Origin of the sequence: Nitrosomonas sp. GH22, assembly GCF_009833115.1 — a bacterium.
In the GTDB taxonomy this organism is placed as follows: domain Bacteria; phylum Pseudomonadota; class Gammaproteobacteria; order Burkholderiales; family Nitrosomonadaceae; genus Nitrosomonas; species Nitrosomonas eutropha.
This window is the reverse complement of the sequence record NZ_QRCA01000002.1, coordinates 65577-87481: the sequence shown is the minus strand read 5'-3', so window position 1 is coordinate 87481 and position 21905 is coordinate 65577. Positions and strand designations below refer to the sequence as shown.

General features: G+C 47.9%; 21 protein-coding genes and 2 pseudogenes. 11 read left to right on the top strand and 12 right to left on the bottom strand.

Going from position 1 to position 21905, the window contains the following annotated elements:
• Positions 1 to 613, top strand: a 613-nt coding sequence (locus ABF86_RS00560) for an IS3 family transposase (RefSeq protein ID WP_160803395.1), incomplete at its 5' end; no start/stop codon positions are given.
• A 95-nt stretch (positions 614 to 708) separates the two neighbouring features.
• Here ABF86_RS00560 and ABF86_RS00555 read toward each other — a convergent pair.
• The gene (locus ABF86_RS00555) at positions 709 to 1851 is read right to left on the bottom strand and encodes a saccharopine dehydrogenase NADP-binding domain-containing protein (RefSeq protein WP_160803394.1); all 1143 of its coding nucleotides are present in this window, start codon (positions 1849 to 1851) and stop codon (positions 709 to 711) included.
• 295 nt (positions 1852 to 2146) lie between these two features.
• Between ABF86_RS00555 and ABF86_RS00550 the strand changes: the two genes are divergently transcribed.
• Positions 2147 to 2557 (top strand): hypothetical protein, encoded by a 411-nt coding sequence (locus tag ABF86_RS00550; protein ID WP_240142170.1) that lies wholly within the window; start codon positions 2147 to 2149, stop codon positions 2555 to 2557.
• A 122-nt stretch (positions 2558 to 2679) separates the two neighbouring features.
• Here ABF86_RS00550 and ABF86_RS00545 read toward each other — a convergent pair.
• Together ABF86_RS00545 and ABF86_RS00540 are read right to left on the bottom strand one after the other, a co-directional pair.
• Positions 2680 to 2835 (bottom strand): annotated as a pseudogene (locus ABF86_RS00545) (transposase); the annotation flags it as partial.
• A 93-nt stretch (positions 2836 to 2928) separates the two neighbouring features.
• A complete protein-coding gene (locus tag ABF86_RS00540) occupies positions 2929 to 3216 on the bottom strand; it encodes a hypothetical protein (protein WP_011634065.1) in 288 nt (95 codons plus the stop codon).
• Between the two features lie 336 nt (positions 3217 to 3552).
• Here ABF86_RS00540 and ABF86_RS12500 point away from each other — a divergent pair, with 336 nt between their 5' ends.
• The 3 genes and pseudogenes from ABF86_RS12500 to ABF86_RS12650 all read left to right on the top strand — a co-directional run.
• Positions 3553 to 3885 (top strand): hypothetical protein, encoded by a 333-nt coding sequence (locus ABF86_RS12500; protein ID WP_204987549.1) that lies wholly within the window; start codon positions 3553 to 3555, stop codon positions 3883 to 3885.
• Entirely contained in the window at positions 3858 to 5336 is a 1479-nt protein-coding gene (gene pyk / locus ABF86_RS00530) for a pyruvate kinase (RefSeq protein ID WP_240142169.1), read from the top strand. Before ABF86_RS12500 ends, pyk begins: the two co-directional genes overlap by 28 nt.
• Positions 5337 to 5365: 29 nt before the next feature.
• A pseudogene (locus ABF86_RS12650) lies at positions 5366 to 5511 on the top strand (IS5/IS1182 family transposase); the annotation flags it as partial.
• A gap of 328 nt (positions 5512 to 5839) precedes the next feature.
• On the opposite strand, the gene ABF86_RS00525 reads toward ABF86_RS12650, so the two are convergent.
• On the bottom strand, positions 5840 to 6526 hold the full coding sequence (locus tag ABF86_RS00525) for a hypothetical protein (protein ID WP_011634061.1): 687 nt from the start codon (positions 6524 to 6526) through the stop codon (positions 5840 to 5842).
• A gap of 369 nt (positions 6527 to 6895) precedes the next feature.
• On the opposite strand from ABF86_RS00525, the gene ABF86_RS00520 reads away from it, so the two are divergent.
• On the top strand, positions 6896 to 8707 hold the full coding sequence (locus tag ABF86_RS00520; protein WP_011634060.1) for a sodium:proton antiporter: 1812 nt from the start codon (positions 6896 to 6898) through the stop codon (positions 8705 to 8707).
• Between the two features lie 213 nt (positions 8708 to 8920).
• Here ABF86_RS00520 and ABF86_RS00515 read toward each other — a convergent pair whose 3' ends face one another.
• From ABF86_RS00515 to ABF86_RS00505, 3 genes are all read right to left on the bottom strand, one after another.
• Entirely contained in the window at positions 8921 to 9880 is a 960-nt protein-coding gene (locus ABF86_RS00515; protein WP_011634059.1) for an efflux RND transporter periplasmic adaptor subunit, read from the bottom strand.
• Between the two features lie 180 nt (positions 9881 to 10060).
• The gene (locus ABF86_RS00510; RefSeq protein WP_011634058.1) at positions 10061 to 10750 is read right to left on the bottom strand and encodes an ABC transporter ATP-binding protein; all 690 of its coding nucleotides are present in this window, start codon (positions 10748 to 10750) and stop codon (positions 10061 to 10063) included.
• Positions 10750 to 11910 carry an ABC transporter permease gene (locus tag ABF86_RS00505; protein ID WP_041353460.1) on the bottom strand — a complete coding sequence of 387 codons (1161 nt, stop codon included), beginning with the start codon at positions 11908 to 11910 and terminating at the stop codon, positions 10750 to 10752. Before ABF86_RS00505 ends, ABF86_RS00510 begins: the two co-directional genes overlap by 1 nt.
• A 342-nt stretch (positions 11911 to 12252) precedes the next feature.
• On the opposite strand from ABF86_RS00505, the gene ABF86_RS00500 reads away from it, so the two are divergent.
• The 5 genes from ABF86_RS00500 (at position 12253) to ABF86_RS00480 (ending at position 16737) form a co-directional block, all read left to right on the top strand.
• Positions 12253 to 12756, top strand: a complete 504-nt coding sequence (locus ABF86_RS00500; RefSeq protein WP_011634056.1) for a BCAM0308 family protein — start codon at positions 12253 to 12255, stop codon at positions 12754 to 12756.
• A 37-nt stretch (positions 12757 to 12793) separates the two neighbouring features.
• Positions 12794 to 13243 carry a CBS domain-containing protein gene (locus ABF86_RS00495; RefSeq protein WP_011634055.1) on the top strand — a complete coding sequence of 150 codons (450 nt, stop codon included), beginning with the start codon at positions 12794 to 12796 and terminating at the stop codon, positions 13241 to 13243.
• 149 nt (positions 13244 to 13392) lie between these two features.
• Entirely contained in the window at positions 13393 to 15768 is a 2376-nt protein-coding gene (lon, locus tag ABF86_RS00490) for an endopeptidase La (RefSeq protein ID WP_011634054.1), read from the top strand.
• Positions 15769 to 15943: 175 nt separating this feature from the next.
• Complete coding sequence (locus ABF86_RS00485) at positions 15944 to 16240, top strand: hypothetical protein (RefSeq protein WP_011634053.1); 297 nt, start codon at positions 15944 to 15946, stop codon at positions 16238 to 16240.
• Between the two features lie 179 nt (positions 16241 to 16419).
• Entirely contained in the window at positions 16420 to 16737 is a 318-nt protein-coding gene (locus ABF86_RS00480; protein WP_011634052.1) for a hypothetical protein, read from the top strand.
• A gap of 67 nt (positions 16738 to 16804) precedes the next feature.
• Here the strand turns inward: ABF86_RS00480 and ABF86_RS00475 are convergent, their stop codons facing one another.
• The 5 genes from ABF86_RS00475 to hflK form a co-directional block, all read right to left on the bottom strand.
• Positions 16805 to 18103 carry an adenylosuccinate synthase gene (locus ABF86_RS00475; protein ID WP_074685002.1) on the bottom strand — a complete coding sequence of 433 codons (1299 nt, stop codon included), beginning with the start codon at positions 18101 to 18103 and terminating at the stop codon, positions 16805 to 16807.
• Between the two features lie 133 nt (positions 18104 to 18236).
• A complete protein-coding gene (locus tag ABF86_RS00470; RefSeq protein ID WP_074455974.1) occupies positions 18237 to 19409 on the bottom strand; it encodes an ATP phosphoribosyltransferase regulatory subunit in 1173 nt (390 codons plus the stop codon).
• 78 nt (positions 19410 to 19487) lie between these two features.
• Positions 19488 to 19673, bottom strand: a complete 186-nt coding sequence (locus tag ABF86_RS00465; protein ID WP_011634049.1) for a DUF2065 domain-containing protein — start codon at positions 19671 to 19673, stop codon at positions 19488 to 19490.
• Positions 19674 to 19801: 128 nt separating this feature from the next.
• Positions 19802 to 20680 carry a protease modulator HflC gene (hflC, locus tag ABF86_RS00460; RefSeq protein ID WP_011634048.1) on the bottom strand — a complete coding sequence of 293 codons (879 nt, stop codon included), beginning with the start codon at positions 20678 to 20680 and terminating at the stop codon, positions 19802 to 19804.
• Complete coding sequence (gene hflK, locus ABF86_RS00455; protein WP_074455973.1) at positions 20680 to 21870, bottom strand: FtsH protease activity modulator HflK; 1191 nt, start codon at positions 21868 to 21870, stop codon at positions 20680 to 20682. Before hflK ends, hflC begins: the two co-directional genes overlap by 1 nt.
• Between the last annotated feature and the right edge of the window lie 35 nt (positions 21871 to 21905).

Genomic DNA, 21905 nt, shown 5'->3' with positions numbered 1-21905 from the left:
CAGGCGTGGCAAGGTTGTGCGCACCACAGTTCCGGACAAGGCGCTGACGTGTCCACTGGATCGGGTTAACCGGCAATTCAAGGCAGATCGTCCGAACCAGTTGTGGGTGTCAGACTTCACCTATGTCTCGACCTGGCAAGGCTGGCTGTATGTGGCTTTCGTCATCGATGTATTTGCCCGGCGCATTGTGGGCTGGCAGGTGAGCAGCTCCATGCGCACGGACTTTGTGCTGGATGCCCTGGAACAAGCGCTGTATGCCCGGCAACCGGGGCGGATGGATGCCTTGGTACACCATAGCGACAGAGGCTCGCAATATGTCTCCATTCGCTATACCGAGCGACTCGCCGAAGCCGGAATAAAACCCTCGGTCGGCAGCAAGGGCGACAGCTACGACAACGCGCTGGCAGAAACCATCAATGGGCTGTACAAAACAGAATTGATTCACAAGCGCGCCCCCTGGAAAACCAGGGAGGCCGTGGAGCTGGCAACGCTGGAATGGGCAGCCTGGTTCAACAACCAGCGGCTGCTGGAACCAATCGGTTACATCCCTCCCGCAGAAGCTGAGGTAAACTACTATAGGCAATTCGCCAAGGAAGCCATTCCGGTGGCTTGACTTTAACCAAACAGCCTCCTCAAAACCCGGGACGATTCAACAATGCTCAGAATAACGTTTCAAAGAAACAAGTCAGTGCTTTTTGATATGAACAACTACTCACTTCTTTTTGTCGTCAATCCTCGATCTTCAAGCCCTTTGAGAACAGATTCAATTTGTTCCACATTTAGGACTTCTGGTGCGTTCGTGCCTGTCTCGGTAATTTTACCCTTAGCAATCATCTGAGCAATGATTGAGGCAGTCCATGATGTCATATGAGTTCCTGGTTCAGCTATCTCATAGATAAGCGTCTTTTCTTTATTATCTTTCTTCCCTGTAACCGTCACTTTGAAATAGCCATTCTCATCTTTAGCAACTTCTGAGTTTTTTAACTTACGTTCCATGAGTGCAACTGTAACATCAGTTAAACTTACCATCTGTTCATCAATTGCAATAGGGTCAGTATCATTCAATCCGGCTTCAATAAATTTGAAGTAGAGCTCAGTAGCTTCGGAAGGGAGCAGTCCCCCCTTATTAATGACTTCCTTGACGCCATCTATATAGCGTGGAAGTGTTGCAGGTTCACCATGGCCGACATAATAAACGTATCCGTCGAATTTACCATCTGTTGAAGTTACCCGGGTTTTCTCCGTTCCCGAAGATACTTTCTTATACTCACCATCGAGATATTGAAGGCATTTTCCACTTAACATATGGTAAATGTGCTCAATAACGCCAAGGCCACCGCCAGCTAAAGCAGGCCACAGCCAATCAATAGAAATTTTGTCAGTTTGATCCAGTTTGGTTGAACCTAATTTACTCATCATGTTAGTCCAACCAGGAGATACTCCGCAGCCGGTAAAGACCGGAATCTTCGCTTCCTTAGCTTTATCGTTCAGATTGTTCAGGATCTCTAATGTAGGTTCATAATCATCATTAATATCAACATAAGGGATGCCTGCTTTTATAGCTGCTTCGGCAACTGGCGGACCAAACCTATAATAAGGGCCTACAAAGTTGCAAATAACATCACTATTTTGTTCTTTAAATATCTTGATTAGTTCGTCAGGCTTATTAGCGTCTGCTTTAATTGCAGAAACCTTAGTGTTACCTATCTTATTAAGTTCTTTGGCAAGTTTCTCAGCTTGAGCTACATTATAATCAGCCAATACGATTTCATTGACACCACTGTTAACGAGATCACGAGAAAAAACTGAGCCTTCCTCGCCAGCTCCCCCGAGTACTAAAAATTTCGACATAAGATCTCTCCTTATTAATTAACACTATTGTTAATTACTTAATACACACTCACACTAGATCTACTCTCGCTTGATGTCGAGTTATTGATTCAAAGAAGAAGAAAATTCTCATCTTTGCAGCATTCACACAACAGCAATACGAGCTTGCAATGGCTAAATTACTGCCCAACAATGAGCTCTGGCCGAAACTAGTGACCATTCTGCTCCACAATAACTTCTACAACAAGCAAGATTTGCTGTATGACTGTCGAAAACATGCTGTACCGGTTTGATGGTCAAGGGTACGACGGGTGCGGTGATTGATGCCACACTGATTGAGTCAGCGGCACGTCCTAAAAAGACCATCACACTGGAGATGGATGCAGAAGACGGCTACGTGCGCTGGGTGCACACCGCCCCTGCCAACCAGAGCGAAATGGTACATTTCGAAACAACCATCGTTGGCGCGCACATCGAGGCGAATCGAGTGTATGCGGATAAAAGTTCAGTAAGCCAACGCCAATCGGCAGTTTCTGAAAAAGCACAAAATCAAGAGCACGATCATGCACCGGGCATACAAGAACAAACCACTCTCGGCACGATAAAAGTCAATGTCCAAGCCGTGCTGAAAAGCATCTGCATGAATCTGAAAAAAGCTGCCAACAAAATTTCTGTGGATGAGCCATTCAAAAGGGGAGCAATCCGCCCCAATGCAGCATATGGGTGAAAAACTCCTTTGGAAAAGGAGTAAAACTTCATTTTTCTGTTAAAAACACATAAAAGTATCATTTGGAAATCCCTCCCCCACCGTTACAACAAAATTATCAGGGTTATGCAGAGGTAATGGCATGCATGCGGCAAGCCCTGGGTATCGACTGCGATATGGCGTTTGATGCCAGAGACCTCTTTGCCCGCGTCATAACCCTTCTGGCCCGCCGTGTCCGTATTTTTCACGCTCTGCGCGTCCACGATCAAAAATGACGTGCAGGCGTTGCGCCCCTGTCTGGTACGAACCTCGCCAACGGATTTTTTAACGCCCACTCCAGCAGGCTCATTCCAGCACACCGTGAGACTAAACATCTAAGTGAATTCTCCACTTTAGTGCTTGCGCCCAAAGATTATTCCAGGTGAAAAGACAGGCAAAAGCAGCCCATCCGATACGAATATGACGATGCACAATATCCACCGGTTTCTGCGCGTATCGGTTGGGCGTGCCTGTTCAAGCGGGTGTTTGATAGCGATATCGAACACTGTCCGCGTTGTGGAGAGGATATGAAAATCATTACCGCCATCTTGGAATCCAGCGCGATTACCAAAATTCTTGATCAGCTCGGCCTGCCTGGGCAGGCCGTCTAGAGTGCCTGCACAAATCCACGATCTTTTCAAGTCATCCTGATCTTGTACTCACTCTTTCAATCCTTTTTATCACTGGATAGATTTTTACCCTTGGGTGTCTTTCGCCTGAAGCGCCAAAATGCTGCAGAATCTTTGGCTTTTCATGTTAACTGAACCGGAATATACTCACATTTAATCAGTTAACACAATGGTTGGCAGCTGGGCCAACTTTCAACACATTTAGCAACCATGGAAAAAGTGGTTTATTTTTTCTGTACCCCACTTGGTGTTTTTGCGATTTACCGACGCGGTAGTATTGAGAAAACCTGATGAAACTCCAGCTCTCGAAATTCTTATGTTCCCGAACCCCTAGCAAGGAGACAAACCATGCTCAGCACCGATTTTCACGAGCGGCTTGAAAACCTTTCGATTGAAACGTGCGATATGCATCGCACCATTGTCTCGTTGATGGAAGAGCTTGAGGCAATCGGCTGGTACAACGGCGCTGTGATGCACATGACAGCACACAGGCAACGCGCTATCCGGATCCGGGTGATTGCTGTGATTGTGATCGGTTTCGGCCTGCTGCCCATCAAGGAAGGCAGCGTGGTTCTGTTTTATGACGGGGCGGCGCGTGATAATTCTTGGCGTCCTTGGCACCTCAACACACTAAGCGTACAGTGGCTCATGAGATGGTCCGCATTCCCGAATCCAAGCTGATGGACGGCCCCGCACAGGCAGAGATGCCCCAACTCCCTTGGCATCGAACAAAGATCATCTGCACCCTGGGTCCGGCGACCGATCAACCGGGCGTGTTGGCGCGACTGATCGGCGCGGGGATGATGGATGTCGCCCGCTTCAATCTGTCGCACGGCGACCACGCCAGCCATGCCCGCCGGATTCAGCAGGTGCGTCAATTGGCGCAACAAGCGGGACGGTTCATCGCCGTCCTGATGGACCTGCCAGGACCGAAGTTCCGGCTGGGGGAGTTGTCCAACGGTGCGCGCGAACTGCATCTGGGCGCGGATGTGATCCTGGCGCTCGAGGCCGATCCTCCAGATGGGCTACCGGTAAAGCACCCGGCGTTACTGCAGGCGCTGCGTGTGGGTGAGTCAGTATATCTCGCGGACGGCGCGATCAGGCTTGAGGTTAAAATCGCTGGCGCGGAGCGGGTTGTCTGCCAGGTGCTCGTCAGCGGGACGGTCACATCGGGTTCGGGCATCAACGTGCCAGAATCCAAACGCTCGGTGCTCATACCGACAGACGATGACCGCCGGCACTTGGTCTTTGCGCTGGAGCAACAGGCGGAGTGGATCGGCGTGTCGTTTGTCCAGTCCGCTGATGACCTGATCCGCGTCCGGACACTGCTGCCGCCCGGCCAGCAGCCTTTGCTGATGGCCAAGATCGAAAAACGCCAAGCTCTGGTCGACCTCGATGCGATCATGGCGACGTCCGATGGTGTGATGGTGGCTCGCGGGGATTTGGGGGTGGAGACCGATCTGGCTGAGATACCCCTGGTCCAGAAACGGATCATCGCCTTGGCCAATGCCCAGGCACGCCCGGTGATCACCGCCACCCAGATGCTCGAATCCATGGTTACTCAGGAACAACCAACACGTGCCGAGGTGACGGATGTCGCCAATGCTATGCTTGATGGGACGGACGGCGTGATGCTGTCCGCCGAGACCGCCATCGGACGCTTTCCAGTGGCTGCTGCCGAAATTCTGCAGCGGGTACTGACGGCCACTGAAACCGAGTATGCAGTACGCGTTGCACGTGACCGGCTACGGGCAAGTGAGTCGACCCCAGCGACAAACCCCATCAGCCTGGTTGCCTGCCAGCTTGCGGCCCGTCTCAACGCTAAAGCCATCATTGCCCCCGTCAGGGATATAGCGACCGCGCTGGGGATTGCCCGCTTCCGGCCCGCGGCGCCGCTAGTGGTTATGGCTGACTCTGAAGACTTGTGCCGCCGTCTGGCGGTGGTCTGGGGCGTATCACCGTTGTTAGCCGTGGCGGAGTTTGAACCGCAATCGTGCCTGTACTTGGCCAGCCACTGGCTGTGCGCGCAAGGGCTTGCTCAGCCAGGCGATCCCGTCGTCATGTTGTCCACCTCCGGGGCAGCACAGGGCGCGGCCGATACACTACAGGTAATGCGCGTGGACAACAGTTAACGATCCTGCTACCAAGTGATGCGCTGGCCGAGCCCGTGTTTGGCATTATCAAACAGATATTAGGCTTCCGCCAGTTCCTGATGCGGGGGATTCAAGTAACAGCTGGCGAATGGAAACTGGTTGGGTTGCTATGGCTTAGAACCTCAAACGGATACATGCAATGACAACAGGATAAGTAAAAATCCAAGGAACCCTTGTATTGACGAGAATTGAGCTTAAAAATAACGGTAAAGAGTATTCCGTTTTAGTTTTATTCAGAAGCGCCGAGAAAAACTTTGAACAGGTTCTGAGCACTTATAAATTCCTGTTGAAAGTGTAGTAGATATAATTCGCATGGTTTTTACTCCTTGAATTGACTAATAAGTGCTCAAGTTTAACACTCATCTCCTGCTCCTTTTACGGCAGGTTACCATCTTAATTTGCTGTCCGAAAATTGGGGCCACTATACTTCCGGATTTTATATAAATAGGTGGTAGCAAATAGCAGGTCAGCACAACCAGAAATTATTCTTTCAACCGGATATCAATTTTGCCGTCTGTAACCTGAATGTGTTCCACGCCTTCGGCGAAAGATTGCCAGAAACCAGGATCAACCCCGAATTCGCTAACCAGATCAATATTCTTCAATCCACCCAGCCAGGCATTAGGAATGGGGACCCCCATGATACTAACACCCTTGAGGACGATGACCGGCTTGTTATCCCGGTAAGCCATACCAAGACCAGCATTCAGACGCAGCGTTTTCCCGCCCAGCACCGGAAAATCCTCCTCCAGCGGTAACAGCAGCTTGGCACTGACAAGATCATTCGTAAAATCAATTGCTAGCTTCTGCGCCAGATCGGTATTTTTGGCTAGCAACGCATTTATTTCTCGCTCGGTAAAGCTAATTTCACGCTTTGCGCCCTGTTCAGAATATGCCTCCGGTTTCAGGAAACCCTCCTTGTATTTACTATTTTGGCTTGCTTTCGGTGATGAAAATGAAAAGTCATAACCGATTGACCGAAGCTTTTGCTGTAATGTCTTTTCTTCTCTTTGACTCAATTCAACTGGCTCAAAGGACGAAACGAAAATATACGTTCTGAGCACCCAGTAAGTACCCGCCACGGTCAGAACGATCGTGGCTAAAACAATCAGCAATACATGAGACCAATGTATAGCAGCTTTTTTGCCAATCTCCTCAGTTGAATTCATTTCTATCGCACAAGTTATCCAGCCGGGAATTATAGCCTGCTGCTTTATAAACCTGTAACCACTATGGAAAACAGATAATCCAGCCAGCAAAATCACTACAATGAACCATTTGCGTTAATCACAAAAAAATGGGTTTGTCATACTTTGAATATGGTACGGATATCGGGGTTATCGGTCGTGACGCACACGATCGAGACAACAACTACCTATAAGCTACCACCAATCGACACCATTCAAATATTGAGCACTGAAATTTATCTGATACGGTTATGTAGTAAATAAAAATCACCAGTTCAAATTACCAGATTCGATTGCGGATCTTCGTAAGATGAATTTAATCTATCCCAATTTATCAAAAACAGGATCCTTATGACGCTGGACTTGGGCACCACTTTAACGTTACTGCTAGTTATCGGCTTTCTGGCCCAATGGCTGGGCTGGCGCACTCACCTGCCGGCAATATTACCACTTTTGCTAATCGGCATTCTGCTGGGTCCGGTAACCGGCTGGTTTGATCCGGATGCAACACTTGGTCCTCTTTTATTCCCTGGGGTATCACTTGCCGTCGCTATTATCTTGTTTGAAGGTAGCCTGACGTTACGTTTTTCAGAATTGCATGGAATAGGTCGCGCTGTTCACGGCATGATCACTTACGGCGCAGCACTGGCTGTAATAATGCTAGCAGTAGCGGCACACTGGATTGCAGATCTTACCTGGGGGATCGCGTTTCTATTTGGTGCTCTAACGTGCGTAACCGGGCCAACAGTAATCCAACCGATGCTGCGCACCTTACGGCCCACAGCACACGTTGCTAATGCCTTGCGCTGGGAAGGGATTGTTCTGGATCCACTGGGAGCACTGTTCGCCGTACTGGTGTTTCAAGCCGTTCTGACGCAGCTACAAGACCATTCACCGGGCACGTTTCTAGTCATGGTAGCAGTCGGTGTAGTGGCCGGACTCGGTGCCGCCGCAATTTTGGCTACTCTGATCTATCAGCAGTGGATTCCAGAATATCTGCAGAACTATGCCACACTGGCTACCGTGCTGGGTATATTCACACTGTCAAACACACTGATCCATGAATCCGGCTTGCTCGCAGTTACCGTCATGGGCATTGTACTGGGCAACTTAAGAATCATTCACATCGACCATATCATGACTTTCAAGGAAGATTTGTCTACCTTGCTGGTTTCTGTACTGTTCGTGATATTGTCTGCACGCCTCCAATGGCCACTGCCCAATGGTGTGCTGTGGGCCGGCATTCTGATATTTCTGGCAGCACAAGTAATCATCCGTCCGATATCGATATTCGTTGCTACCCTGGGCAGCCAACTCAGTTGGCGTGAACGAGCCTTACTGAGTTTTGTTTCGCCGCGTGGAGTGGTTGCCGCTGCTATTTCCTCACTTTTTGCACTACACCTGGATGATTTGGGCATAGAGGGTGCTGACGCCTTGGTGCCGCTGGTATTTATTTTAATTATTGCCACCGTGGTATTACAAAGTGCCACGGCACACCACTTGGCACGCTGGCTTGGGGTACTCGCACCAGAACCCAAAGGAGTGTTGATTTTCGGCTCAGACACAGCTGCCCGAACGATTGCTACGGCACTCGATCAACAAAAAATTGACGTTATTCTTGCGGATGACAACTGGAATATGATCAGCCAGGCACGCATGGAGGGATTAAAAACATTTTTTGGCAATCCGACCTCAAGAACCGCTGAATTACATCTGGATCTGACTCCCATTGGTCATTTTTTGGCAATTTCCGGCCGGCGAGAACTCAATTATTTGGCATGTCTGCACTACCGCGAGGAGCTGGGACGCGAAGCGGTTTATCGCATGCGTGTTCTGAAGCCGGACGATACTACGGATCGTCAAACATTTGCTGGCAAACTGCGCAGCAAGGTGTTATTTAATCCCGACATGACGCAACTCAAATTCAACGAATTACTCTCGCAAGGATGGACGATCAAATCCAATGAGCTGACCAACGTATTTGGCTGGCCTGAATTTCTAGCACAACACGGTCAAGATGCTATTTTGCTCTTCGGCATTGATCCCACCGGACAATTAAAAATTGCCAATGACAAATATAAAACGGAACCACGAAATGGCTGGACCGTCATTGCGCTGGTACCACCTTCACACAACAAGGCAGATAACTCTGATGCACAGTGACGCAATTTATCTACGCTGCCCAGCTAATAAATCAGGTAGGGATCCAGAGATTATTACAGTTTTCGTTAACTGCTTTCCCTTTACTACTTATTCATAAAAATCATTACAATGAATGATTTACGCTTATCGCAAGAAGAAATGGGGTCTTCATATTTTGAGCATGATGCAAATATTGGAGTTATTGGAAATATGCACAAAGGATAATGCTGGAAATCAGATAGCGGGACTACCATTGTCTGCATGGTCCCGCACTTCAATAAATACATCCATCTGTTGCCCTACATAAACAGGCAATTGTTCTCGATCGAAGCTATAAAGCGCCTGTAATACCCGTGTATCGACCTGTTCGGTACTGTCGCCGGTAAGGGACTGTTTGGGGATAACGTAGGGCTCCACATAAGCTGGCGTTAGTTCAACGCTAAAGTTCCGGTTTCCCCGCAGATAAGCCATGGCCTTGCTATGTCGGTCGAATCGCCAGGCATCATTTTCGTCAATATCCACCCGCACATGCAACTGATCAAGATTACCCAACAGCATCAACGGCGTGGTCAGGAAACCCACCTGTGCAAATTCACCCGGGCGAATATTGACTTGCAGGATTTCGCCGCTCACTGGTGCCCGGACAACCAGCAGATCAAGCGTAGTCTGTGTGCTGGCCAGCAAGGCCTCCGCCTGCCGTACAGCGGTTTCCGCACTGCTCAGCCGAGCTTTGCTAATACGCAAGGTGTTGTGCCGCCTGAGCATTTCTTCGCTGCTGACGGCGCGCTGATCGGCAAGGGATTCAATCAGATCACTTAACGATTTGCTGTCCTCGAGCATGGCTCTGGCTTCCATAAGACCAGCTCTGGCCCTGGCAAGATCAGAATTTCTGATGGCGAGTTCCGCACGCGCTTCGCGATCATCCAGGTAAAAGAGCGGAGTGCCTACTTTAACTTTATCTCCCACTTCGACAGCAACTCGAGTAACCAGCCCAGACAGAGCGGTACCAACAGAAATATTCCGGCTTTTCGCCTCGATGATACCCGCTCCTGCAATAAATGATTCGTAAGGCGAGGCAGCTGGCTCTGCTGCAGCAAGGGCCACTGGGAGCGACTGGTTACTGCTGACGATCGTATAGGACGCGAACAGAAATCCACCAATTGCCAATATAGGCAAGGTATGTCCAATTTTCATGATGATTTTTTAGGGTACCTCTAAAAATTATTTTCCAGGTGAACCGCGGCATTACGCGATACTCACTACCTCGCCTATCCATTTGATATGTCTCATTGTTGCGCTTCATCCTGCACAACCGGATTTTCAGAGGTACAACACTTATGACAAACCAACATATATTCAATATGTTGCAGAGCTTTACATTATTTTCAGGATACGACCGTCATCCATCTTGGCAGTACGATCGGCAAAATCAAAAATCCGGGAATCGTGTGTAACAATAACCAATGCCCGGTTTGCTTGCAGAACGGTACTTTTGAGCAATTGCATGATCGTGTGCCCCGTTTCATGATCCAGCGCACTGGTCGGCTCATCACAGACAATCAGCCCAGGATCATGAATCAGCGCTCGGGCGATTGCCACGCGCTGCTGCTGTCCACCGGAAAGCTGTGCAGGTAGGGAAGTGGTACGATCACCGAGGCCGACCTCTTCGAGAATGCTATTTGCTCTGCGTTCAGCCTCGACACGCTTGACACCATTGATGAGTAACGGTACGGACACGTTTTCAGTCGCCGTGAGCGACGGCAGCAGATTGAAAGCCTGAAAAACAAAACCGATATGACTGGCTCGGAATGCTAATTTTTTCTGATCCGACATCGCAGCCAGATCTTTACCGAATACTTCGCAGCTCCCCTCATCCTGATCAAGAATACCGGCAATGACCGAAATCAAGGTGGTCTTCCCACACCCAGATGGGCCAACCAGCATCATCAACTCACCTGTTGCAATATCAAGATCAATACCATCAAGAGCGGTCACTTTTTGGCCACCAGTCTCATAGACTTTAACGATATTCCGGCAACGCACTGCCAGCGTATGTACGCTCATTAACTCTTGAAGACAACAGCAGGTTCCAGACGGATCACCTTGAGTATGCTGATGACCGCAGCAAATATACAGATAAGGCCAATTCCCACACCACTAAAAATCAGCAGTTGCCAAGTAAATTTGAATGCAAGTATGGTATCGTGCATGAAATAGCCAAACAACGCGGTTGAACCTACACCGAGCCCGTAACCGATGCTTCCCACCAGAATGGCCTGGAGCAAAATCATTTTTAGCAAAGTTCTATTACTGGTCCCCATGGCTTTCAGCACACCAAACTGGCGCAAGTTATCCAACGTGAAATTATAAAAAGTTTGCCCGGCAATGGCTGCGCCCACCATAAATCCCAACAGCACCGAAATCCCGAAATTAATCGGAATGCCCGTATTCTTCATGAAATAGTCGTAGGTCAGATCCATAAATTCCTGACGAGTGTAGGCAGCCAAGCCGGTGGATTCGCGTATGCGACGGGTTAGCATGGAAAAATCCTGTCCGGATTTTGCCTTGACCAGAATGAAGGAAAGCAGTTTTCGCTCTCGTGGCGCATAACTTTTTGCCCGCGAATACGTCGTATAAATAATAGGCTGCGCCTGGAAAGTGCGCGAGATTTTTGCAATACCGACGACGACCGCCCGGTGATCATTCACCTCCAAACTGTCACCGACTTTGATGGGCACTGATTTTCCGCCAGGTTCACGTGATGGCCTTGTAAGTTTATCCCGCACCCCATCAATATCAACGATGACGCCGTCACTGCGGCGCAAGTCCTCGATGTTGCCTTCCAGCATGATGGGTGGACCACCGATGAGCGTAGCATCATCCAACCCGACGACGAAACAGCTTTGAAATGTGCCATTAGCCAGACGAGCTCTCAATAGCCCCTTGTACATTGGCGTCGCCCATTCCACCCCGGAAACTCCCCGTACCCGGTAGAGCTCGGTATCCTGCAAAGGTTTGATGTCATCAACAAATTGTACTTTAGAGTCCATTACCCAGATATCGGGCAAGCTCACATCCGTTATGAAACTGTAGGTTCGGGTCATCAGTCCGAGAAAAATAGCAGGTTGCTGGGTCATGATCAGGGAAGCGAAAGTCAGCCCCATAATGATACCCAGATACTTTCCCCTGTCCCCCGTCAGCATTTTCAACGCGATGTGATACATGGATTGCCAGTGCTTGGCACGGCCCTATAAAAATAGTTAACTTCAAATCTTTCGAAGAGATCACCCGATGACATCACCTGAGCCGGTGATTGTCAAGCTGACCACAAAAATACCCGGGACACATAGTTTTTCAGCCCCGAAAACCATTGTGATCAGTTTACACAACTGACTTTTCACGGTACTGCAATCCCGGATAAACACTCTGAAAATTCTTGACAAAATCATCAAACGGCGCAAGATAAGAACACAGCACACAAGAGAGAAGTGAAGTTGTCAACTCTAGTAACGGGCTGAAACTGTCCGCTGCTAAACAAGTCTGCCGTATGAAAGGAGAATGCCATCATGAGTATTCGTAATATTCAGCCTGGTTTCCGTCAAGTCTCGTCACACTACACTATCTTTCAGGAACGCGTTGATGATGCCTACAAAATTAGAGGAAAACTGCCAGAACCAACAGTGTGTCCACAATGCAGCGCAGTATTCCAGAAAGGTCGCTGGCAATGGCTTGAAATGCCCGTAAAGGCACAGCAACATCTCTGTCCAGCTTGCCAGCGCATACTTGATCATTACCCGGCTGGTTATTTAACACTAGAAGGAGAATTTCTCCAGTCTCATCATGATGAAATTTTACGTCTTGTGCAGAATTTCGAGAAAATGAAAAAATCTCAACATCCACTACAACGTATTATCGCAACAGAAGAACAAAATAACAGCCTGCTGATTACGACCACAGACATCCATCTGGCACGTGGCATTGGTGAGGCGATTCATGATGCCTATCAAGGCGGCCTGGAACTTCAATATAACCAGGATGAAAACTTGTTGCGTGTGTACTGGTCCCGTTAAACCGTTAACCAATCAATCTGTTCTCAAGGAGACTGCCATGACTGTCAGTGAAATTTGCAACCGGGAAGTCAGAACCATTCAACGCGACGGATCTGTACTAGAAGCGGCCAGGATGATGCGCCAATATCATGTTGGCGCGCTTATTGTGATCGATAAAGTGAACGATCGTGTAATACCGGTCGGAGTCATCACTGATCGCGACCTTGTAGTGGAAGTTCTCGCCACCGGGCTAGATAAAGAAGCAATTACTGTCGACGATGTCATGACACAGGAACTGTTTGCCGTAAAAGAAAATACTGCCATACACGATGCCATTAATTTTATGCGCCGGAAAACTATCCGCCGTTTGCCGATTATTAACGATAACGGTGAGCTGGTCGGAATCCTCACAACAGACGATATTATGGAAATACTATCGGAAGAAGTGCTTGATCTTGCAAAATTGATCCGGTACGAGCATAAAAAAGAAATACGTCATCGCCCCTGACTAGTTTTACCAGAAGCTTGTCAATGGAACTGTCATAAACATGGCAGCTACAGGGCAGGTTTACGGCTTACTTCTCGCACGCTCTCTTGAAATTCCACTGAATCGCTCAATATTGAGACCAGTTAACAATTCCTGAGAGGAAACACCACATGGAACAATCCGCTGTAACCCCGTTTGAGCTGCCCGCCGATATCATCGCCCTGATACCGATGCGGAATGTCGTACTGTTTCCGCATGTCGTTATGCCTGTCACGGTTGGTCGGGCGCGATCGATTGCATCCATTCAGTATGTCCTGCAATCAAAAACACCGATCGGCATTGTGCTACAGAAAGATCCTGCAATTGAAGAACCTGGACTGGATGTACTTTACCCGGTAGGCACCCTCGCTAATGTCGTGCGCCACATCACATCCGAAGATGGCACGCATCATGCAATTTGTCTGGGCATTGAGCGCTTCCGGATCAAAGAACTGGTTGAAGGTTACCCCTTCATTGCCGCACGGATACAACGCATCCCGGAAACCATACCAGATACCACGCAAGTAGAAGCACTCACGTTGCAATTGCGTGAGCGTGCCATGGAAATTTTGTCACTGTTACCTGGTGTACCGGCTGAACTGGCGCATGCACTGCAGGCAACCCGCTCACCGTCTGATCTGGCAGATATTACTGCCAGTCTGCTCGATACTGAAGTAGCTGAAAAGCAGGCGCTGCTGGAAACAATTGATATTGAAGAACGTTTGCATAAAGTGCTGCAAATTCTGGCGCGGCGTATTGAGGTGCTGCGGCTCTCACAAGAAATAGGCGAGCGTACCAAGGAGCAAATGGAAGATCGCGAACGCAAGTTTTTGTTGCGCGAGCAACTGAAAGCAATCCAGAAAGAACTCGGCGAAGAGGGTGAAAATGAACAGGAAGTCGCCAAACTGGATGAAGCCATTACTGCTGCCGGCATGCCGGAAGATATCGAACAGCAAACCCGCAAAGAATTGCAGCGATTACAGCGGATGCCTGCTGCTTCCAGCGAATTTTCCATGCTGCATACCTACCTTGAATGGATAACAGAATTGCCCTGGAAGTTGCCGGAGGAAACACCGATAAACCTTGATGCTGCGCGCTCAATTCTTGAAGCTGACCATTTTGGATTGGAACGAATCAAACAGCGCATCATCGAATTTCTCGCTGTGCAAAAATTGAAACCACAAGGCCGCGCACCGATTCTCTGTTTCGTCGGTCCGCCTGGTGTCGGAAAAACTTCGCTCGGACAAAGCATTGCCCGCGCGTTACAACGTCCATTTGTCCGGGTATCGCTGGGTGGTATACATGATGAAGCGGAAATGCGTGGTCACCGCCGCACCTACGTTGGTGCCATGCCGGGCAATATTGTGCAGAATCTACGCAAGGCTGGTGCACGCAACTGCGTGATGATGCTGGATGAAATTGACAAAATGACCGCCAGCGCACATGGAGATCCCTCAGCAGCATTACTGGAAATCCTTGATCCGGAACAAAATGCAACATTCCGTGATAACTATCTGGGTGTCCCGTTCGATTTAAGCCGAGTGGTTTTCATCGCCACTGCCAATGTTATTGACCAAGTCTCACCGCCGGTCCGCGACCGTATGGAAATCATTGATCTACCTGGTTATACACCGGAAGAAAAACTGCAAATCGCACAACGTTATCTGGTGCAACGACAAAGCGAAGCCAACGGCTTGCAATTGGATCAATGCATATTGTTACCTGAAGCCTTGCAAAGCATTATTGCCAATTACACCCGTGAAGCGGGCGTACGCCAGTTCGAACGTGAAATCGGCCGGATCATGCGCCACGCTGCCCTGAAAATCGCGCAAGGTGAGCAGCAACAGGTACGAATTGATGCGAACAATCTGATGGATATCCTGGGCCCTGAAAAATATGAACATGAACTGGCACTTCGCACCAGTTTGTCGGGGGTGGCAACTGGCTTAGCCTGGACACCGGCCGGTGGAGATATCCTGTTTATAGAGGCTACGCGCGTTAGTGGCAGTGGCCGCCTGATCCTAACCGGGCAGCTTGGCGACGTGATGAAAGAAAGTGCACAGGCCGCTCTCACGCTGGTTAAGGCACGTGCGAGTGATTTGAATATTGCGGCTTCAATGTTTGACGGAATCGATGTGCATTTGCATGTGCCTGCCGGTGCCATTCCTAAAGATGGACCAAGTGCCGGGGTAGCAATGTTTACCGCACTAGCTTCGTTATTCACCAATCAACTGGTAAGGCACGATGTTGCAATGACGGGTGAAATCAGCCTGCGAGGCCTGGTCTTGCCGGTTGGCGGTATCAAGGAAAAAATACTGGCAGCACAACGCGCCGGTATTCAAACCGTGCTGCTGCCTGCCCGGAACCGGAAGGATCTGCATGATGTTCCCGAAGCAATACGCACAACCATGCAGTTTGTTTTTCTGGAAACGGCTGATGATGCTATTCGGGCAGCCTTGGATGTTTCTATTAACGCATCTGACAACAACGATCAGGAATCGTCCTGAAGACAAGAAGCCGCTGCCACCTACTTTTCTTGTAGCAGCGGCAATTTGTCGCATAGCCATTAAGTGTCATCCGAGTTATAGTTAAATTATCAGGCAGCTTTTTTTCATCTGCCATATTGCTGTCCGATCGCAGTCGCAATCCTGACACGTTCAACTCATACAAGGAGAAAACCTTATGGGAAACGAAGCACAGAACACGACAAGCACTTCCCCTTTCCACTACCAGAACAATTACTCATCCGTGTACGAAACAGGTCAGCTGCGGCGCGCAAAAATGCACGTTGCCCATTTGATCAGTCACTTTGGTAGCAAGGAAAATCTCCCACCAGCGTTACTTCAGTTACTCGAAACCAGCATCATCTTGAAGACAACTGATTCAAAAGTGCTCGCTCACTGGTTAAAACGAAAACAGGCTGCCATTCATGCCGATTTACAAAGAATACGCCATTTCCTCGCGGAAGAACCGGGATGATGACATTCCAAATTAGTTATCAGCACCCGTTCTGAAAGATCATGATTAGATCTGCAATGATCGACTATTGGATCGAGCATTGTTCTCAGCCTGATGGAACCCATGTACCATCTCATTCTTCTATTGATGCATTATCACGACTTATAATCCTTCAGTTTTACAAGAAAATGGAATAAAAAATGAAATTTCCTATCCTGATTTTATTATTGCTGGCTGCTCCTGTTTCATTTGCAGCCAGCGATCTATCCAATTTGCAGCGACAAACCAATACAGCTTATGAACAGATGAAACAGGCTGAAAGCAAAGCCAGTAAGGCAAAAAAGGAGATGCAGATCAAGCAGGACAATTTGCGTTACTACCAGGAAAAAGTAACTGAAACCAAGAAAGAATTCCAGGCTGCACAACAGGCTTCACAAAAAGCTGAAGAAAATCTGACAGCAGCCAAAAAAAGATGGAGTGACTATTCCGAAGAGCTTTACCAGAAATGGCATCAATAGGAATTAGGGAATAAGGCCATACGGGGAGATTGTCAGGCAGTGCCCACCAGCTCAGATTACGCTGCATTTATCCGAAAGGATGATGAAAAACGATTGTTTCTATTCGATCAGGACCGGTTGAAATCATCGATATGGGTGTCTGGCAGACTTCTTCTATACGTTTGAGGTAATTTTGTGCGGTCTTGGGAAGTTGATCAAAATCCTTGATTCCCGCCGTACATGCCTGCCATCCTGGCAATTCCTCATAAACTGGTTCAATATCAGCCAGATCATCCGCACCAAATGGCAAAGCATCATACAATCTGTCTGACTGTTTTGACTTATAACCCGTACAAATCTTTAATTTCTCCAAGCCATCAAGCACATCAAGCTTGGTAATACATAATCCTGAAACACCGTTGATCTGAATTGAACGTCTGGTAGCCACTGCATCAAACCAGCCACAACGGCGCGGGCGCCCGGTAGTGGAGCCAAATTCATTGCCTCGCTGTGCCAAGTATTCACCAGTCGTATCTGCCAACTCAGTAGGAAAAGGCCCCGAACCTACGCGAGTGGTGTAGGCTTTGGCAATACCCAGTACGTAACCCAGCAACTGTGGCCCGACACCGCTGCCTACTGAAGCTGCACCAGCAATACAATTACTGGAAGTAACAAAAGGATAGGTGCCATGGTCAATATCCAACAAAGCTCCCTGTGCACCCTCAAACAACAGATTGTTTCCAGCCTTGTTGGCTTCAAACAGCAGTTTAGGAACATCTGCGACCATTGGCTGAATTCTTTCAGCTTTTTTCAGACATTCATCTAGTATCTGGTCGTAGTCTACCGTTGCTGTATGGTAATAGTTCTTCAGCAAGAAATTATGGTAGTCGAGTACTTCTTTCAATTTGCTGGCAAATCGTTCTGGGTAAAACAGATCCTGCAGACGTATTGCGCGCCGCGCAATCTTGTCCTCGTAAGCCGGGCCAATCCCTCTGCCAGTTGTGCCAATCTTTTCCGGCCCTTTTGCCAGCTCACGAGCGCCATCTACTGCGATGTGATAGGGCAAAATTAACGGACAAGCCTCGCTGATACGTAGCCTGCCGGACACATCCACACCAGCCTGCTCCAGCATACTCATTTCGTCCAACAATGCACCAGGAGACAGAACCACACCGTTACCGATGTAACAAATAACATCCTTGCGCAATATTCCTGAAGGGATCAAATGCAGCACAGTTTTCTCACCATTTACTACCAGCGTATGCCCAGCATTGTGTCCTCCCTGGAAACGGATAACGCCTGCAGCCCGATCGGTCAACCAGTCGACAATCTTGCCCTTACCCTCATCCCCCCACTGCGTTCCAATGACTACAACATTCCTGACCATACACTCATCGATCTCTCAGAAATTATTTCCAAAATAAAGCACCACGCTGTTTACAGCGTGGTGCTTTAGACATATTCTTCCAACAGCGCGGGGCCCTATCTTTAAAGAGAGATTCCCTACTACAGATGTCTGTTTACCCTGAAACAGGGCAAATTTCCCATTTACCATTCCGTAAAACCAGATTTCTGTCACACCCGGCTACTTCTTTACTGTTTTCTCCAGGCAGTTCTGTCACCACGATATGCCCTGCGATACGCAGCTGCTTGATCATTGCTGCAAGTGCATCATCCTGCGGCTTCCACGGTGCCAGTATTCCTCGGGGATAATCATTTATATCAGTCAGACGTGATAATTGTTTCAAATCAAGGCTGAATCCGGTTGCTGGTCTCGCTCTACCGAATGATTTACCGATTTCATCATAGCGCCCTCCCAATGCAATCGCGACAGGGCTTCCCTGTGTATATGCGGCAAACACCATCCCCGTGTGATAGTGATAACCCCGCAAGTCGGCCAGATCAAAAATTATCCTGTCAACATAAGGTTCAAGTGCCTTCGCAACATGCTCCAGTTGATCCAGAGCCTCCCTGATCTCCGGAAAATTAGGTAGGTATTTGCGTGCGCGTAAAAGAACAGTTTCATCTCCGTACAACTCCGGCAACAGCAGCAATGCTTCCCGAACCGTCTTATCCAAGTCATTCAGGCCAGTGTATACCAGTTCCCTAAGAGCACTCGTATCCTTGGCCCACAATGCAGCATAAAGCTCCATTTCAAACTCGGGCCTGATTCCTGAACCATAAATCAGACTGCGGAACACTCTGATATGTCCAAGATCAAGATGAATCGACTGGATACCGGAAACAGACAGGCATTCCAATAGCAAACGCTGGATTTCAAGATCACTCTCGATACCGGAATGCCCATATAATTCGGCCCCCACCTGAAATGGCTCTCGTGTGCGGGTAATTTCATCAGGTACCGTATGAACAACACTGCTGGCATAACAAAGCCGAGTCACACCATTGGTATTCAGCAAATGTGCATCAATCCGGGCTGCCTGTGGTGTCATATCTGCCCGTAACCCCATCATCCTGCCGCTCAGTTGATCGACAACCTTGAACATACGCAGATTCATGCCACTGCCACTCCCGGCCAGCAGAGACTCCACATATTCCAACAGGGGTGGCATCACAAACTGATATCCATGAACAAACAGCTTGTCCATGACAAGACGACGAATCTTTTCTATACGATAAGCATCACGCGGCAGTACATCTTCGATATATTCAGGAAGCAACCAGTTACGCATTTTTAATTAATGTTGACCGGAATGAATTAAACCTGGATCAATAACAGGAACAGTCAAAATTATCAGAGGAAAGATCAATCAACTAACTAGATAAAGAATAATGAGACCAGTCAGCATCGTGCTGAGACCCATAAATCTTATCTGGCCGTCATTCAGCTGCAGGAGTTTTTGAAAAACTTCTCGCCAGGCACCTGGAGACGAGAAAGGAAAGATACCTTCCAGAATCAGCATCAGTGCAATTGCCTTCAGAAAGGTATCCCACATATTAAATCCCAATTATTAATAAAATATTATTCTATATAAACAACTATTTATATCAGCCATCCTCCAATACCTGAAATGCTGATTTTTAGCATGATATTTCAACTCAAGGTATAGCTTTGCTTCCATTTTTATTTTTTATGGCCTGTCGGATCTTTCATATATTTAAAAAACTCCGAGTTTGGCTCCACAACAAGAATATCTTCCTTACTTCTAAAGGATTTTTCATACGCATCCAAGCTGCGGTAAAATCCATAGAATTTTGCATCCTTCTGGAAAGCTTCAGCATAAATTGCCGTAGCTTGAGCATCCCCCTCCCCCATGATTTTTTGTGCGTCACGATAGGCCTCAGCCAAAATCACCTCGTGCTGACGATCAGCATCTGCCCGTATTTTCTCAGATTCCGCAAAACCTGTTGATCGCAGTTGGTTTGCCACTCGCTTACGCTCTGCCTCCATTCTGCGATAAACAGATTCACTGACTTCCTGAGGCAGATCCACGCGCTTAAGCCGTACATCCACAACCTCTACACCAATCTTTTCTGCATCTGTGTTTGCTTTCTGGCGCATGACCTCCATGATCTTGTCACGTTCACCAGAAACCACATCATGCACCGTCCGATTACCAAATTCATCACGCATACTAGAATTTATTGTTTGTGCAAGACGTACTCGTGCTAACGTTTCATCCCCCTGCACACTAACGTAGTACTGCTTTACATCTACAATACGCCATTTGACGAATAGATCCACCAGAACGTTTTTCTTCTCTGAAGTGATATAACGTTCAGGTTCTTCCGAATCCATCGTCAAAATACGTGAATCAAAAAAACGAACATTCTGGACAAAAGGTATTTTTAAATATAAACCAGGAGATGTTTTTACCCCTACAACCTCCCCCAGCTGAAATAACAATGCCTGTTCACGTTGATCAACAATATAAACAGCAGAACTACCCACAACTGCCAAAACCAGCAAAAGTACAGCAAATATAGATGAAATCGCTTTCATTATCTCACCTCCCGTTCACGACTGCGAAAAGACTCACGCGAGCGCGAGCTTATATCTGAGGAAAAATCTTGATTTTCGTTTTGTTGTTTAATTGTCCCCGTAGATGATTTCGCCACCCCAGAATCAGCCTGAATCAATTTGTCCAATGGCAGATAAAGCAGATTCCCTCCTCCTTTTTCCTGATCAATCAGGATTTTGCTGGTACTAGATAATACGTGCTGAACCGTATCAATATACATACGCTCACGTGTTACTTCCGGCGCCTTGGCATATTCCACCAGCACCTGTTCAAAACGACTGGCATCACCCTCTGAGGCTGTGATTACCCTTTGTTTATATCCTTCGGCTTCCTCCAATAAACGGGCTGCAGCACCTCTGGCTCTCGGAATTACGTCATTTGCATAGGCCTGTCCCTCGTTTCTTTGCCGTTCTCTATCCTGATTGGCTTTGACCGCATCATCAAAAGCTGCCTGCACCTGCTCAGGTGGCTGTGCATTCTGCATAGTTACCCTGTTGATAGAAATACCAATCTGATAACGATCAAGAATTTTTTGCATTAATACAGTCGTTCTAGCAGCCACTTCTTCACGTCCTTCATAAAGGACAAAGTCCATTTTACTGGTACCAATCACTTCTCGAATAGCTGTTTCCGCTACCTGCAAAACGCTGTCTTCCGGCTCGCGATTAGTGAACAGAAAATCTTCGGGACTATTAAGTATATATTGCACAGCAAACTGAATATCAACGATATTCTCGTCATCTGTAAGGATTAATGATTCCTTTAGCACCTTGCTGCGTACATTATTACGATATCCAATTTCTACTGTACGCACCTGAGCTATATTGACATCCTCAACAGATTCAATTGGTGAAGGAACATGCCAGCGCAGCCCAGGCTGCGTTGTTTCTACATGTTTACCAAAGCGCAGCACGACTCCTCGATGGCCTTCATCAACGATGTAGAATCCGCTTCCCGCCCACGCGACCAAGAGTAGGAACCCAATGATTGCAATACCTGTACTACTCGGTCCATCGGGATCTTTCCCACCAGAATCCCCGTTACTATCGCCTCCGCCCTTCCGACCAAAAAGCTCATTTATTTTTTGATTAAAGCTGCGCATAACTTCTTCAAGATCAGGAGGACCGGAATTACCTCTCCTTTTCCCCCATTGCGGATCATTCAAGCCCATGTTGATTTAGTCCTTTTCATTATTTATAGAAGTGG